13 protein-coding genes and 1 riboswitch are annotated in these 16034 nt (G+C 51.1%); of the genes, 4 read left to right on the top strand and 9 right to left on the bottom strand.

The window, feature by feature from the left end; translation table 11 throughout:
- Positions 1-139 precede the first annotated feature (139 nt).
- The 6 genes from ABIA61_RS23835 to ABIA61_RS23810 form a co-directional block, all read right to left on the bottom strand.
- The gene (locus ABIA61_RS23835) at positions 140-382 is read right to left on the bottom strand and encodes a hypothetical protein (protein ID WP_044646105.1); all 243 of its coding nucleotides are present in this window, start codon (positions 380-382) and stop codon (positions 140-142) included.
- Positions 383-419: 37 nt separating this feature from the next.
- Positions 420-1337 (bottom strand): inositol monophosphatase family protein, encoded by a 918-nt coding sequence (locus tag ABIA61_RS23830; protein WP_283654650.1) that lies wholly within the window; start codon positions 1335-1337, stop codon positions 420-422.
- 123 nt (positions 1338-1460) lie between these two features.
- Complete coding sequence (gene uvsE / locus ABIA61_RS23825) at positions 1461-2462, bottom strand: UV DNA damage repair endonuclease UvsE (RefSeq protein WP_404581344.1); 1002 nt, start codon at positions 2460-2462, stop codon at positions 1461-1463.
- Between the two features lie 132 nt (positions 2463-2594).
- Entirely contained in the window at positions 2595-2909 is a 315-nt protein-coding gene (locus ABIA61_RS23820; protein WP_044646107.1) for a hypothetical protein, read from the bottom strand.
- Between the two features lie 100 nt (positions 2910-3009).
- Positions 3010-4098 (bottom strand): D-alanine--D-alanine ligase, encoded by a 1089-nt coding sequence (locus ABIA61_RS23815; protein WP_404581343.1) that lies wholly within the window; start codon positions 4096-4098, stop codon positions 3010-3012.
- Between the two features lie 72 nt (positions 4099-4170).
- Positions 4171-5166: an amidase domain-containing protein gene (locus tag ABIA61_RS23810; RefSeq protein WP_283654647.1), complete on the bottom strand. Its 996-nt coding sequence runs from the start codon at positions 5164-5166 to the stop codon at positions 4171-4173.
- 455 nt (positions 5167-5621) lie between these two features.
- On the opposite strand from ABIA61_RS23810, the gene acnA reads away from it, so the two are divergent.
- Entirely contained in the window at positions 5622-8333 is a 2712-nt protein-coding gene (acnA, locus tag ABIA61_RS23805) for an aconitate hydratase AcnA (protein ID WP_404581341.1), read from the top strand.
- A gap of 143 nt (positions 8334-8476) precedes the next feature.
- Here the strand turns inward: acnA and ABIA61_RS23800 are convergent, their stop codons facing one another.
- A complete protein-coding gene (locus ABIA61_RS23800) occupies positions 8477-9313 on the bottom strand; it encodes a YitT family protein (protein WP_044646111.1) in 837 nt (278 codons plus the stop codon).
- Positions 9314-9822: 509 nt separating this feature from the next.
- Between ABIA61_RS23800 and ABIA61_RS23795 the strand changes: the two genes are divergently transcribed.
- A complete protein-coding gene (locus ABIA61_RS23795) occupies positions 9823-9975 on the top strand; it encodes a hypothetical protein (protein WP_283654645.1) in 153 nt (50 codons plus the stop codon).
- A gap of 115 nt (positions 9976-10090) precedes the next feature.
- On the opposite strand, the gene thiC is transcribed toward ABIA61_RS23795, so the two are convergent.
- Together thiC and ABIA61_RS23785 are read right to left on the bottom strand one after the other, a co-directional pair.
- On the bottom strand, positions 10091-11878 hold the full coding sequence (gene thiC / locus ABIA61_RS23790) for a phosphomethylpyrimidine synthase ThiC (protein ID WP_404581340.1): 1788 nt from the start codon (positions 11876-11878) through the stop codon (positions 10091-10093).
- A 183-nt stretch (positions 11879-12061) separates the two neighbouring features.
- Positions 12062-12174: riboswitch (TPP riboswitch) on the bottom strand.
- A 107-nt stretch (positions 12175-12281) separates the two neighbouring features.
- On the bottom strand, positions 12282-13025 hold the full coding sequence (locus ABIA61_RS23785) for an IclR family transcriptional regulator (protein WP_404519695.1): 744 nt from the start codon (positions 13023-13025) through the stop codon (positions 12282-12284).
- 299 nt (positions 13026-13324) lie between these two features.
- Between ABIA61_RS23785 and ABIA61_RS23780 the strand changes: the two genes are divergently transcribed.
- Entirely contained in the window at positions 13325-14362 is a 1038-nt protein-coding gene (locus ABIA61_RS23780; protein ID WP_404519696.1) for an alpha/beta hydrolase, read from the top strand.
- 255 nt (positions 14363-14617) lie between these two features.
- Positions 14618-16018: a Fe-Mn family superoxide dismutase gene (locus ABIA61_RS23775; protein ID WP_404581339.1), complete on the top strand. Its 1401-nt coding sequence runs from the start codon at positions 14618-14620 to the stop codon at positions 16016-16018.
- Positions 16019-16034 lie beyond the last annotated feature (16 nt).

The raw sequence follows: 16034 nt of genomic DNA, 5'->3' as shown, positions 1-16034 counted from the left end.
TAAAATAAGTGATCAGTGGATGTCGCCTCCTTCGCTCGTCCTGCGCGTTCCAGCATGGAATGGAGATTGCACGATAAAGCTGTACATCATACAAAATACCCCATGCCTTGGTCATTCGGCAAGAGGTATTTGTGTTCGCTCAGCGTTTGTCGGTTGGTTCCGATTTGTCCGCCTTGCTCATATATTCATCGTAACGGTCATCCAGTTCCCGTGCCATGCTGCGGTATTTACGCGTCTCTTCGACAATAGGGTCGATATGGGTTTGAATCCGCACCTCATATTTAGGAGTGAGCCGTTCGCGTTTTTTGGCCTCATTCTCACGAATTTCGCCTTCCGTCAGCAATTCACTGAGCTCGCGCTCCAAATCCTCGGATTGGCCCATCATCCTTCCTCCTTCAGGTATAAGCGATATAGGTGTATTATAACCCGGTTGCGTCTGCTTCTTTCAGTACTTGAATGAGTTGAGAATGAATAGCCGTATTAGTCGCTGCAATATGTCGCACACTAAGGTCATAAGGCCTGCCCAGCGTATCTGTGATCGTTCCTCCCGATTCCTGTACCAGCAAAGCGCCCGCTGCTACATCCCAGGCATTCAAACCGATTTCACAATAGGCTGACAGCCGTCCCGATGCCACATAAGCCAGATGCAGGGCTGCCGAGCCGAGTGCCCGAATGCCTCGTACCTGCGGTGTAAGTGCCTGTGCAATCTTCATATTCAGCGGCTGTGCAAAAGTGCGGTCCGGCGGGAAGCCGATGCACACCAGACTGTCTCCCAGTGTTTCTTCTCTGGATGCCCTCATCAGATTGCCATGTACATACGCGCCTTTACCTTTTTCAGCCACAAACATTTCGTCGCGGGACGGATCATAAATGACACCAACAATCACCTCTCCACAGTGGGCCAAAGCGATAGATACACTGTAGTACGGCAGGCTGTGTACAAAATTGGTTGTACCGTCTACTGGATCAATAATCCACAAATATTCCTCTTCACGAGCAGCCTCCAATGCACGGGCCGAAGCCTCGGCACCCGGCTCTACCCCCTCTTCGCCCAAAATGGCATGGTCGGGAAAATGCGTGAGAATCAGTCTGCGGATCATCTGCTCCGCACCTTTATCCACTTCGGTCACAAGGTCCGTCGGGGACTGCTTGGTGCTTAACTGCTCGACGGTCCCCAGTCTGCTTTTGATCCATTCCCCTGCTTTGGATGCCGCGTTAATGGCCACGGCGGTATAGCTTTTTCCTGATACAATATAGGGAACCTTTTCGTTTTCATGTTCATTCAACGTGTTCACTCTACTTTCTATATCATTGTTACGTGGTTTACGAAGCTGCATTACAGCACAGTCCTCTTAACCATCTCTGTTAAAGTACAATTTACTAGTTTACACAATCTAGTATACACAATATATTCCATAAAGTTTCTCTATTTGGGAACATTATCCGCAGAACCCTATTCTTTAAGGCGTAATTTCTACCGAAGCCCCATCTAGCACCTTTACTCCGTCACCTTCTCGTACACGCAGTTCCTTCATCAGCCCGAACAACGCTTCATCCTTGCGTTTGGCTTCCAGCATGACGTCAATCCGACCCGTATATCCGGCAATGTTACGCAAAAAAGTAAGCAGCGGCTCCACCTGAACACCGTCCGCATGACCGCGGGGGTCTTTTTCACTTTTGGGACTGGACGCATGGATTTTGGGTGGTAGTGGATTATCGGGAGAAGAACCCGTTTGAGCCAATTCCCCTTTCCATGTATCCAAAATGCCAGGCCACAGCTCCCACGGCTTCTCGCCCTCGTTATTTACCCATTGATGATGAATGTCGAGAACCATCGGCAGCCCCGTCCGCTTGCACGCTTCCAGCGTTTCCATCGCATTAAACGTTTTATCATCATTTTCCAGCGTCATTCGTTCCCTTAACGAAAGCTCCAGCGCACCTACTTGCTCTACAAAACGCTGACTCGACGTCACCTTGTCTCCATACGCGCCGCCGATATGAATGTTGTTCTTGGCATCCGCACCGAGTCCCATCGCCTCCAGCATCGCTTTATGATGCTTGAGATCGTTAATGGAGCTTTGCAGTACTTCCGGGCGGGGAGTGCTCAGCACTGTAAAATGATCCGGGTGAAACGAGACTCTCATCCCGTTCGCTTTGACAACATTCCCGACCTCTGCAAAATCAGCGGCAAGTGCCTGAAAGGGGTCCCAGCCACGCAAATCCTGATGAGTCGCCAGCGGAATCAGCTTGGATGAAAAACGGTAAACCTTGATATCGCTCGCCCGATTATGACGCAGCAACCGCAATGTATTATGCAGGTTTTCGGTTGCAATTCGTTCCAGCTTGCGGATCGCGGCCTCTCGATCTCCAATTTTGTTAAAGCTGGCCATCGTCATCGTTTTGGAGGGCGATGCATTTTGTACGGTGACTGACATGGCTACATAGCCGAACCTTACTATCATAGGGTGTCCTTCCTTTCAACAGATCGCAGTAGATGGCGAGGCCGCTTTCGTTCTGTAACCTCAATCCCTTTTCTACTGAATCATACCCGGAAAAGCCCCCTCTGATTCGGCGTTAATCTGTCCTTCACCTGTCTATTGCGCTCCAAAAAACATTTCATCCGCCAATGCGGTCTGAACTCTTGCTTCCTCTTCATTCAGCTTGCGAATGAGGATCATTTCAACCTCGGTCACTTCGTCGCCCTGAAAATTGATTTCGGCAATACAGCCGACAATCTGCACGATGGCTACTGCCACATTGTCCACGCTGTAAGCGATGACCTTCTGACCTGTGGGGAACACACGCAGGCCGGATTTAACCATTTTGCCGCGTCCGTATTCCAGCAGTTCGTACAATTCCTGTTCGCTCTTGAATTTGCACACAGAGTTAAATTCGGTTTGAAAGCCCATGTTTAGCCGCCACCTTTCGTGATTAAGGATTCTTGCAAATCCTAATTGTATACCATGTATATGAACAAAAAAGGGAGTGATCAGCTCCCCCTGGTTCGTTTTATGAGTTCTCGTAGTGCAGCGCAGACCTGCGTTCATAACGCTCCAGTGCCAGCGCAATCATGCGGTCCAGCAGGCTTTGATAGGATACGCCCGTTTCTCTCCACAGCAATGGATACATACTGAACGGCGTAAAGCCTGGCATCGTGTTTACTTCATTAATAAAAATATGTCCGTCCGAACGTCTGACGAAGAAATCGGCACGGGAAATCCCGCAGCCCTCCAGAGCGCGGAATGCTTGCAATGCGGCTTCACGGATACGATCCGCCACTTCCTCGTCCAACGGTGCCGGAATGAGCATTTCCGATTGGCCGTCCGTGTATTTGGCAGCATAATCGTAATAGTCGCTGGACGATACAATTTCGCCCGGTACCGAAGCAATAGGCTCGTCGTTTCCGAGTACGCTGACCTCGATCTCGCGGGCATCAACATACTCCTCCACAATGACCTTCAGATCAAATTGCAAAGCCAGCTCGACTGCCTTTTCCAGCTCTTCCCGGTTAGTGGCTTTGGAAATGCCGACACTTGATCCCAGATTCGCCGGCTTGACGAAGCACGGGTACCCTAACTCGGTTTCCATCTTGCGCACGAGGTCATGGCTGGTTTGCTCCCATTGTGTACTATTAAAATAACAGTATTTCACTTGGGGCAGTCCCGCATGCTCAAACAGCTTCTTCATGACGCCTTTGTCCATCCCTGCAGCAGAAGCCAGCACTCCCGCACCGACATATGGCATATCCGCCATTTCGAACAAGCCCTGAATCGTTCCGTCCTCACCAAAGGTGCCATGCAGCAGCGGGAACAGCACATCCAGCGTCTGCTCTCCGTACAGCTTGCCGAACAACATATCTAATGCCGCCTTCGTACTGCCCTCTGCACGCTCCAGCTTCAATTGCTCTACGGAAGCCAAAGGTGCGTCAAGCAGCGACCCTCTGCTCCAATCGCCAGCCTTCGTAATATAAAAAGGAATAATCTCATATTTCTCATAATCAAAAGCGTTCAGTACCGCATACGCCGTTTGCAGCGAAACCTCATGTTCGCCTGATTTGCCGCCGTACACCAGCCCTACGGTCAATTTTTGTTTTGCCATGCCTATCCTCCGCTTTCCTGCTTTCGTCATTGTGCCTGATTTGCGTCACTGTACCTGTTATAAACATTTCATTTAAAAATAGTCGGCGATGTGATAAAAGCGATACACCGTGTTGTCTGTCCACGCATACGAATTTTTGTAGTCCCAATAACGATGTCTGGAGCTTACCGTATGCGCATTGACAAGCGGCATGCCACCCGCATCAAAGGCCGTTACCACCGTGCTGTGCTGAAAGATGCCGTCACCATCCCAATCATAAAAAATGACATCTCCCAGCATAAGCTGCTCCGGACGGCTCACCTGCTCGGCGGTCAACCCCCACGAGCTGGAGCCCAAATACCGCTCCAGACTGTTGGAAACTGCCCAACTGTAGCTCCACAACTCACGTCCGGCGACCCGTCCTTTGTACCACCAGCCCGATTCTCTTTTACCAGTATAGTGGATCGGTGCTCCCCCTGCAAAGAGGCATTGCGAGATATAATTGGTGCAATCCACATCAAAACCTTCAAACTCCGGGTTGAAGCTATCCCACCACTGATCCGCATAGGCTGCCGCCTCTTCCCGGCGATATCGGCTGGGGCGTGCTGATGAGCCAAAGCCCAGTACACCTTGATTCAGCAGCGGCAGATTCCCTCCCTGATTAAACGAAGCCTGTTCAAACGGAACCTCTCCCCCCGCTGGCTTCCTTTCTGCCGGATCACGCTCGATTCTTGCTACCTGCCAGGCTTCCCCCTCACGCGTGAACGTCAGACGTTCCCGTTCAATCCGATCCTCCCGGTGAGTCATCCCGCCTTTTTCGTAAAAGAGCCGGACATGCAGTTGTACATCCACCACAGCCTCCTCTGGCGTATCCTGTACAATTCGCAGCGGCTTGGCGCGTGTTTCACTACGTAAGGGAGCGGCGTTCCGCTCGTTATACCACTGTTCCAATCTGGCCGTACGGGCCGCACGCTCCATCCGCTGGCCTACCTCCAGATATTCATCCGGCTGCGGAGCGCCGTTCACCTCACTCCGGTTATATTGGTTCACATAAGCAAAAAGGGCTTGCTTCCATTCCCGCTCCCCCATCCCTGTCCCTCCATTTCCGTCCCGCCATCCCTGTTTGGGAATAGCCGGAATACTGAATAACTTTCTTACTTCCCTCTATAGCCTGATATAGCTCTCTATCTATAAGTATGAATCTCTAAAGCTTGGTATGAACACGGAAACACGAGAAAGAGGAACGTTTTATTTTCCAGGCTTAGGCACATAAATTAGGCCAAAAAAACTTTACGGAATCGATTGAAAACGGTATACTTAATTCAGAAACATTATTTTGAAATTAGGTTTCATCTAATGAAACCATTGGAAATCTTCTTCTCCTCTATTATGAAAATAACGGTTATCCATAGGTTAATCAGTTATTCTTCAAATCAGCCATGCTGCTTTCATGAGAGCGTAACCAAATTAAACCAACTGTGCAAGACGTCGAAAAAACGACATCCCTATTTTCCCCAAGCATCCACTTCAAGGAGGTAATACTTATGTCAGGAAAAGATCAATTCTCCATTGCCCGCAGTCTCGAAGTTAACGGCAAGCCTTACCGTTATTACAGTCTCAAGGCACTGGAGGAACAAGGAAAAAACGGTATCGCCAAGCTGCCTTTCTCCATTAAAGTGTTGCTGGAAGCCGCTGTGCGCCAATTCGATGGACGCGCAATTACTGAGGAGCATGTGCAGCAGCTTACAGGCTGGGCTGAGGATCGTGACACCAACAAGGAAATTCCATTCATCCCTGCACGCATCGTGCTTCAGGATTTTACTGGCGTTCCGGTGGTTGTCGATTTGGCAGCCATGCGCGATACTGTGAAAAAAGCGGGCGGCGACCCGAAACAAATCAATCCGCTCGTACCCGTCGATCTTGTTATCGACCACTCGGTTATGGTCGATGCTTTCGGTACCAGCGAAGCGCTGGACTATAATATTAATGTAGAATTTGAGCGTAACGAGGAACGGTACCGTTTTCTGCGCTGGGCGCAAACGGCGTTCAACAACTTCCGTGCAGTGCCGCCGTCCACCGGTATCGTCCATCAGGTCAATCTGGAGTATCTGGCATCCGTGGCCGCCACCAAAACCATTGACGGCGAAACCGTCGTCTTCCCGGATTCCCTCGTCGGAACGGATTCCCATACGACGATGATTAACGGTCTGGGTGTTGTAGGCTGGGGCGTCGGCGGGATTGAGGCAGAGGCGGGTATGCTGGGGCAGCCGCTGTATTTTGTCACACCGGATGTTATCGGCTTCAAGCTGACAGGCAGTCTGACGGAAGGCTCTACCGCCACCGATCTGGCACTCACTGTAACCCAAATGCTGCGTAAAAAAGGCGTAGTCGGCAAATTCGTAGAATTTTACGGACCTGGCCTGGCTAACATCAGCTTGGCTGACCGTGCAACGGTTGCCAATATGGCACCGGAATACGGCGCAACGGTTGGCTTCTTCCCGGTTGATGCGGAAACGCTGGCCTACCTGCGCAGCACCGGACGTTCTGATGAGCAAGTGAGTCTTGTAGAGGAATATTACAAAGCGCAAGGCATGTTCCGCACATCCGATACGCCGGACCCTGTGTTCAGCGATACGATTGAACTGGATCTTGCTTCGGTTGTACCAAGTCTCGCGGGTCCCAAACGTCCACAAGACCGTGTTGAGCTTAGCCGCATGAAGGAAACCTTTGAAGGCATTATCCGTACCCCTGTGGACAAAGGCGGCTACGGACTGAGTGATGAAAAGATCGCGCAGAAGATTCCGCTGACCCATCCGGACGGCTCCACCAGCGAGCTGGGTACTGGCGCAGTCGTGATTGCGGCTATTACAAGCTGCACGAACACCTCCAACCCTAGCGTTATGCTGGGCGCAGGCTTGCTCGCCAAAAAGGCAGTACAACGCGGGCTCAAAAAGCCGGGCTATGTGAAAACCAGCTTGACGCCGGGCTCCCTTGTCGTGACGGAATACCTGCAAAAAGCAGGGCTAATCGGTCCGCTGGAAGCACTCGGCTTCCACGTGGCTGGCTACGGCTGCGCGACCTGCATCGGTAACTCCGGTCCGCTTCCTGACGAAGTGAGTCAGGCCATCACAGACAACGATCTGACGGTTGGTGCGGTCATTTCCGGTAACCGGAACTTTGAGGGCCGCGTGCATGCGCAGGTCAAAGCCAACTATCTCGGCTCACCGCCACTGGTTGTTGCTTATGCGCTGGCAGGTACGGTGAACATTGATTTGGTGAATGATCCGCTCGGTTACGATCAGGACAATCAGCCGGTCTACCTGAAAGACATCTGGCCAACCTCCGAGGAAATCAAGGAAGCGATCAGCCTGTCTCTCAGCCCGGATATGTTCCGTCGTAAATATGAGAATGTATTTACTGCCAACGAAAAATGGAACTCCATTCCGGTTCCTGAAGGCGAACTGTACGAATGGGATGAAAAATCAACTTATATTCAAAATCCACCATTCTTTGAAAAACTTCAAGATGGTGTGCAGGATATCAAGGAAATTCGTAATTCCCGTGTGCTTGCCCTGCTGAATGATTCGGTCACGACGGACCATATCTCACCAGCAGGCAACATCGCCCCTTCCAGCCCGGCAGGACTGTACTTGAAGGAGCATGGCGTGGAACGCAAGGACTTCAACTCCTACGGCTCCCGTCGGGGCAACCATGAGGTCATGATGCGTGGTACGTTCGCTAACATCCGTATCCGCAACAACGTAGCTCCCGGCACCGAGGGCGGCGTGACCAAATACTTGCCGACGGATGAGGAAATGTCCATCTACGATGCATCTATGAAATATCAGGCAGCCGATCAAAACCTGGTCGTTATTGCCGGCAAGGAATACGGTACAGGCAGCTCCCGTGACTGGGCAGCGAAGGGTACGCTTCTGCTGGGCGTCAAAGCCGTCATTGCAGAAAGCTTCGAGCGGATTCACCGCAGTAACCTGGTCGGCATGGGCGTGCTTCCACTGCAATTCCAGGAAGGCAACAGCTGGTCCAGCCTGGGTCTGAACGGCCGTGAAACGTTTGATATTCTCGGCATCGATAATGACGTGAAGCCGGGTCAAGAGCTTACGGTTGTTGCCAAACGTGAGGATGGCACGAAGTTCGAGTTCCCGGTAACTGCCCGTCTGGACAGCACCGTCGATATCGACTACTACCACAACGGCGGTATTCTGCAAACCGTATTACGTCAAATGATCGCAGACTAAGTTTTTGAACGTCAAATGTGAAGAACCCCCGATTGCAGCTCTATCTGCGAATCGGGGGTATTTTTTATCTATATAAAACAAAAAAGCCGATCCCTCAGGACCGACTTCCAACCATGTTACCCTATAACCTTCGTACTCGCCAATTACTTCGAAATATCCAAAAAACCCTCTCCGAACACGTCCCGCACGTCATGAATGGTGATAAACGCTGCTGTGTCGATAGCCTTCACAATCTTTTTAAGCGCCGACACCTCTTGCTTGCTGATGACAATATACAGAACTTCTTTCGGATTTTTCGTGTAGTACCCGTGGCCTGACAGGACTGTAACTCCTCGATCCATTTGGGTAATGACCATTTCTGCAATTTTATTTTGATGCTCCGAAATGATCATGACCGCTTTCTTCGGATTCAGACCTTCGATCATGAAATCCATAACCTTCGTACCGACGTACAAAATAACGATGGTCAGCATGAGCTTTTCCGGGCCAATAATAAAATAGGATGAAAATGCAACAATCAGATCAAAAAACAGCAAACCATAGCTGATATTCCAATCCAGATACTTGTTGGCGATCCGGGCCAAAATGACCGTTCCTGCTGTTGTACCGCCCACCCGCACGATCAAACCAATCCCGATCCCCACCAAAACCCCGGCAAATACGGCGTTAATCGTCGGCTCATGCGAATCAATCCGCCAGTTGGCCGTTAAATGTAAAAACAACGAGTTAAAAGCGACTGCAATCACGGTGTACAGGGTCGTTCTCTTGTCCAAAAATTTATACCCGACAATCAGCAGCAAGCCATTGATCACCAGATTGACGATCGAAGGGGACCACTGAAACAGGTAGTACAAAATAATCGTGACCCCTGTAACACCCCCCTCGCCAAACTCATTCGGGATAACAAACAGATTAACAGCCAGCGCGAAAAAAAACGCACCCAGAATAATAAATGCGATGTCTGCAATTCTTTTTTTCATATATGTCCTGGTCCTTTCTCAAACATTTCAACGGATGAATCGCCAGATGGATTGGCTGACTCTAGTAGCTAAAACACGCTTACAACCAGTTCATGGTATCCACTCCCAAACATAAAGTCAATACAACTTTGACACTTTAATTCGCCACCAGACTGACTTCATATTGACTTCAGGACTTTGCAAAATCCTCACTTATATAAGGATATTCGACAAAAAAACACGGTCCCGACTACTAAACTAAGAAAACGGGCCTCTGGCCCTTGTTCTGGACCTAGGCACATTTTCCCTCAGAATGACCATACACCTAATCCTCATTTTGGACACATATGACCATCTTCCTGTTTTATGTCAAAAGCGTTTTAATTTGAAAAAATGCGTTTATAATGATTGAAACATTACCAAGCAGTCTACCCGGTATTACGACATCAAGTACATACGAATAGTCCTATACAGACGTCCTAAGCAACTCAATCTGAATTTGACAAAATGGAATTGGAGGAACTACCTGCATGAATACAATGAATTTAACTGTACACACCTTGATGCCTTTCCATCAACAATACCAACGTGCCAACGCGGTGAGTATGCAGAAGAAAGAAGACAGCTCGGAGAAGAAGCTCAGCTTTCAGGACATTTTGAATGAGAAAATGGGTAAAAAATAAAGCCGCCCTTTATCCGGTTGCATGATCTCGCTTTACATAAGCTAAAAAGCCGTGGCCCCTACAATCTGTAGAGAACCACGGCTTTTGTTATTCATGCGTTCATAAGTTTAAGGATTTACTGCCCGTCATCCCGATACTGCTCTGCCTTCTCACGCATCCCGGCGGCTACCGCTTCTTCGGTGTTCAGCCCCTTATCCGCCGCATAGGCGCGAATGTCCTGCGTGATACGCATACTGCAAAACTTGGGACCGCACATCGAGCAAAAGTGTGCTTCCTTGGCTCCCTCTGCTGGCAGCGTCTCATCATGGTAGGACAGAGCCCGCTCAGGGTCGAGCGAAAGATTGAACTGATCGCGCCAGCGGAATTCAAAGCGTGCCTTGGACAAAGCATCGTCCCGCTGCTGCGCCCGTGGATGGCCTTTTGCCAGATCGGCAGCATGTGCCGCAATTTTGTAGGTAATGACACCCTCGCGGACATCATCCTTGTTCGGCAGGCCCAAATGCTCCTTCGGCGTAACATAGCATAGCATGGACGTCCCGAACCAACCGATCATTGCCGCCCCGATAGCCGAGGTAATATGATCATATCCGGGTGCAATATCCGTCGTGAGCGGTCCCAGTGTATAAAAGGGAGCTTCCTTGCAAATTTCCATTTGCAGTTCCACATTCTCCTTGATTTTGTGCATCGGGACATGTCCCGGTCCTTCAATCATGACCTGAACGTCGTGCCTCCAGGCAATTTGCGTTAACTCACCCAACGTATCCAGCTCAGCAAACTGTGCCTCATCATTCGCATCATAGATACTACCCGGACGCAGACCATCCCCGAGGGAAAAGGCCACATCGTAGGCTTTCATGATTTCGCATATTTCCTCAAAATGCGTGTACAAAAAGTTCTCCTGATGGTGCGCAAGGCACCATGCCGCCATAATCGACCCTCCACGGGACACAATTCCTGTCATTCTACTTGCCGTCATCGGAATATACCGCAGCAGCACGCCCGCATGAATGGTGAAATAGTCCACGCCCTGCTCCGCCTGCTCAATCAGCGTGTCACGATACAGCTCCCACGTTAGCGCCTCGGCTTCGCCGTTCACCTTTTCAAGCGCCTGATACAGTGGTACAGTCCCAATCGGCACAGGGGAGTTACGGATGATCCATTCACGTGTCGTATGGATGTTACGGCCTGTGGACAGGTCCATGACCGTATCCGAGCCCCAGCGTACAGCCCAGGTCATTTTCTCCACTTCCTCCTCGATGGAGGACGTAACCGCAGAATTACCAATGTTCGCATTAATCTTCACGTGAAAATGACGCCCAATCACCATCGGCTCACTTTCCGGGTGGTTGATATTTGAAGGCAAAATAGCTCGTCCAGCCGCCAACTCCTGTCGAACAAACTCAGGTTCCACCCCTTCGCGGATGGATGCAAATTCCATTTCGGGCGTAATGATCCCTTGCCGCGCATAATGCATTTGCGTTACACTACGCCCTTGCCGCGCACGGAGCGGACGGTTGGTTACGCCGGGAAATTCAGCCGTCTCCCGTTTGGAGCCGGGCTTCAACCCGTTATCCTCTGGCTTGACGGCACGCCCCTCGTAAGCCTCCACATCGCCCCGTTCCAGTGCCCAAGCCCGCCGTAATGGAGGCAAGCCCTGACGGATATCGACCTGATAGGCTTCGTCGGTCATGGGACCGCTCGTATCGTACACACGTAACGGCTCATGATGCTCCGTGCCCTGTGGCGTATGTGTGGGATGCAGGGCGATTTCACGCTCCGGTACGGCAATGTCCGGCCGCGAGCCTTGAATATATACCTTGCGGCTCCCCGGAAAGGGCTTCACCCCTCCTGTCTGTTCATCCACTGCGTTCCCTGCTGTTCCTTCTGTTTCTGTCGGTTTCATTGTCCATTCCTCCCGTTTCGATGAAATGACACACCGATCCGGAACCATCCCCAGGCTGGCTGATCTATGCAAAAAAGCCGGTTCCCCAGGGAACCGGCTAATCTAACGAAACAGCTATGCAGACGGCTACGCACGCGGAATCATACTCCGATGCATTGCCATAGACAGCGGCTACGTATACATTTCAATGGCCGATTACTTCCCTACGCTGGTATGATCCAGATCAGGTGCAAAGGGTCCGAAATCTAGTGCGATTCCATCTCAGCCCGGCATTACAGGCTCCCCCAGTAACTGTGATAATTCTATTCGCATGAGGCGGCTATAACTGACAACCCGCCATCCCCATCAGATTACTTCAAATTTACGGCTTTGGCAACCCTTCTCTGGTCCCTTTTTCCAAAGATTATGGAAGCATAAGCCCCATTTCCTTTGCCGCCTCGATCAAAATCGGTGCAAAATCATGCAGCGTCTCGGGCGCTAGTCGGCTGACCGGACCGGATACAGACAAGGCCGCAGCGACCTGTCCCTTCCGATTCACGATAGGCGCAGCCACAGCAGCAGCGCCCGGCTCCCGCTCCTCATAGCTGGTCGCATAGCCCTTCTCACGAATATCCTGCAATTGAGCCTTATAGACCTCCGGGTCTACCGAGGGCGGCCATTCATCCCCGCTTAGCAGGGCTTCCAGCTCCTGCTGCGGCATAAAGGCCGCCAGCACCTTGCTGGAGGCTCCTACAGCCAGCGGCATGCTTGCACCCACTGGCGCAACGCGGCGGATCGCCTGATTGCTCTGCACGGCCTGAATGCGGATACGCATACTGCCATCGCGCAGGTATAGGCTGACCGTTTCGCCCAGACGGTCACGCAATCCTTCCATCGCTGGCTGTAATAGAATCGCCGGCTCGTCGCTTTGCGACAGATGGGTGGATAGCTCCCATATCCGGATGCCGAGCCGGTATTTTTCCGTTGCGGGATTCCGAACGACAAAGCCCCGATCCTCCAGCGTGGTCAGCAGCCGATGAACGGTACTTTTATGTAAACCAATTTTGGAAGCAATCTCTGTTAGACCCAGATCGGAATCTCCAGTAAAACACATCAGTATATCAAGCGCACGCTCCACGGCGCGAACCGTTAATTTACGGTCTTCCATTGTGAACCGCTCCTCTTTGTTCCATATTCGTTTCACACCATGAAACATGGTTACATAAATTATATAGAATAGTCGCGGCTACTGTAAACCAATGTTTTTGTGACAGCCATATTACAGAACGAGAACAAACATCGACAAATCTTTGCATCATTTTTACTTTTCCGGTTCAGCCGTTGACTTTGGATAACACGCATCATACGATAATAGGTATCTATACGGACATAAACTATCATTTTCAAGTGGAATTGTACCTAGAATTCTATGAAACGGAGTTCATTTTTATATAAGGAGGCTCTTACATGATTTCGACATCCCAGCGCAGCTCTCAGCTACAGCATGCTGTCCATGAGCCGTCCACCCCACTGATCAACCCCCGGCTGCTGCGAATCAAGCATGTCGTTATTGCCTTGCTGCTGTCGGTCGTATTTTTTCTATTGTTTTGCTTTATTACCCTGCACGCCTATATCGCATGGGTACTGACGAATCCAACCGTCGCGCCACTGTACTCGAACCCGATGCAGGCCAAAGGAATGCCCTACGAGGATGTCAGCTTCCCCGCCAAGGACGGCAGCCGGATGGTGCAGGGCTGGTATATCCCGGCGGATCAATCGAAGAAAACGATTATTTTCAGCCACGGTTATGGGGCCAACCGCGAAGAAAGCTGGATTCCGATGTATGATCTGGCGCATTATGCCCACCGTTTGAATTTTAACGTTGTCATGTTCGATTACGGATTCGCATCACAAAATAGCAAAGCCGTCGCAACCGGAGGCAAAGCGGAATCCCAGCAGCTTCTCGGGGCGATCCAGCTTGCGAAGCAACGCGGTTCCTCGGAGATTATCGTATGGGGCTTCTCGATGGGGGCAGGAACTGCTCTTCAGGCGGGCTTGCAAACCAAAGATGTGGACGCCATGATTTTGGACAGCACCTTCCTCCTGGAGCCGGATACGCTGTACCATAACATTCATAATCAAATTGATCTGCCGCGCCATCCATCTCTGGAAATTCTGGAGCTGCTGTTTCCAGTCTTGAACGGTACCAGCCTGCATCAGATTCCATACCAAGAGGTCAAAGCGGAAAACTATCCGTTCCCGATCATGTTTGTACATGGGACGCAGGATGAAAAGGCTCCTTACCCGATTGCGGAAAAGCTCGCTGCCAATCAAACCAACCCGCTTTCCAGTGTATGGATTGTCAAAAACGGGCTGCATGAGCTTATTTTCAGGGAGCATCCACGTGAGTATTTGCGGCGGGTATCGACGTTTTTAAGCGGTGTACAAGAGCTGGAGGACAAGAAAACTATCGCTAATGCCAGTAAACAAACGACTACGAAGTAAGGGGTCTATTTTAGAAGCCATACTCCTTTCAACATAGAGAAGCCCGTCTGTGGACACTTAACCCGTGCCGCAGCGAGGCTTCTTTTTTTGCGTCCAACTATGTATTCATTGCCCCACATTACATGTCCGCGCCGGATCGGGGAGTTTATAGACATATTCCCGATGAGACGGCGAATATACTGGGTACGTATGCATCCGGGTCAGGTTCTTGGGACCAGCCCGGATAGCCATAGTGGGATACGGGAGGTAAAAACGATGCTGAGTACTTACGGGTCTTTCCTGCCCTTACGTGTGCTGGAGGAAATCCGGCATTGGAAACAGCAGGAAAGCTGGCATGTGGAAGTGATTAAGTCCGCTACAGAGGGCCTGGAGCCTGCCTACGTGCGGCTGCTGGATGACTGGAGGACGGTATTCGAACAGACGGAACGCACCGCTATAGAGCTGCTTGAAGAGCAGCGAAGCGCCCTTGATCCGGCAGATCAGGCGTGGCATCGTCAATGGGAGCGGTCGGCGGCGGCTGCACAAGCACAAGCCGGGCATCCGGGGCAATCGAGAGAATTGGGGTCAGGATCGGCACCAGAAGAGCTACAATCGATTGAGGCAACGGCAGGAGTGACATCAGATTCACAGCCTGTCTCACAAGAGCTGAATCGTCGTCTGGACGAATTGCTGCAAACCGCAAACCGCCAGTCACAAGAATATGTACGGCAGCTCAGTCTGCTGACCGAGCACAGCCATGCGTTACGACAACAGCCGAAATCCACCGGAATTGTACTGCATGCGGCATATGAGAGCCAGTATTTCCTGATCTCGACCAACCCCTTTCAGGAGCCCGGCTCCATTGCGCGGGCCACTGCGTTGTTTCATGTGGCGGCAGAGGGTGAGGATTACCCCGAGGATGCGCTGCGAGAGCGGCAGACAGGGCAGACAGGCGGCACGAGGTGGGAAGGACCGTGGGCGAACAAAGACAAAGGCGTCCAGTCAAGCCAGACAGAGCCTTCGGCTACGGAAAAAACTTCCCCCGGCAGGCCTGTTCCTATCGGAGGACATCGTTTGCCGCCGCTTCCATACCCCTATAATGCGCTTGAACCGTACATTGATGAGAAAACGATGCGTATCCACCATGACAAGCATCATCTAAGCTATGTGAATGATTTAAACAAAGCGGAGAAAAAGCTGGAGGAAGCCCGGAAAACGGGCGATTTTGACCTTGTGAAGCATTGGGAACGCGAGCTGGCGTTTAACGGTGCAGGCCATTATCTGCACACTCTTTTCTGGACGATTATGAGTCCTCAAGGCGGTGGAACACCAAGCGGGCCGCTGGCGGAGCAGATCAAAAAGGACTTTGGCAGCTATGAGGCATTCAAGAAGCAATTCAGCTCAGCAGCCGAGAAGGTCGAGGGCGGCGGCTGGGCTATCCTGACGTGGAGTCCACGTGCAGGACGGCTTGAAATTTTGCAGGCCGAAAAGCACCAGAACCTGACTCAATGGGAGTCCATTCCGTTGCTGGCGATAGATGTATGGGAGCATGCCTATTACTTAAAGCATCAGAACGAGCGCAACAAATACATTGAGGACTGGTGGCATGTCGTGAACTGGCCTGAGGTCGAAAAGCGCTACACCCAAGCCTCGAAGCTGAGATGGCAACCGTTCTAAGCTAAGACTCCTCTGT

This window comes from Paenibacillus sp. RC21 (assembly GCF_044907935.1).
Taxonomy (GTDB): Bacteria; Bacillota; Bacilli; order Paenibacillales; family Paenibacillaceae; genus Paenibacillus; species Paenibacillus terrae_A.
This window is presented reverse-complemented; position numbering and strand designations above follow the sequence as displayed.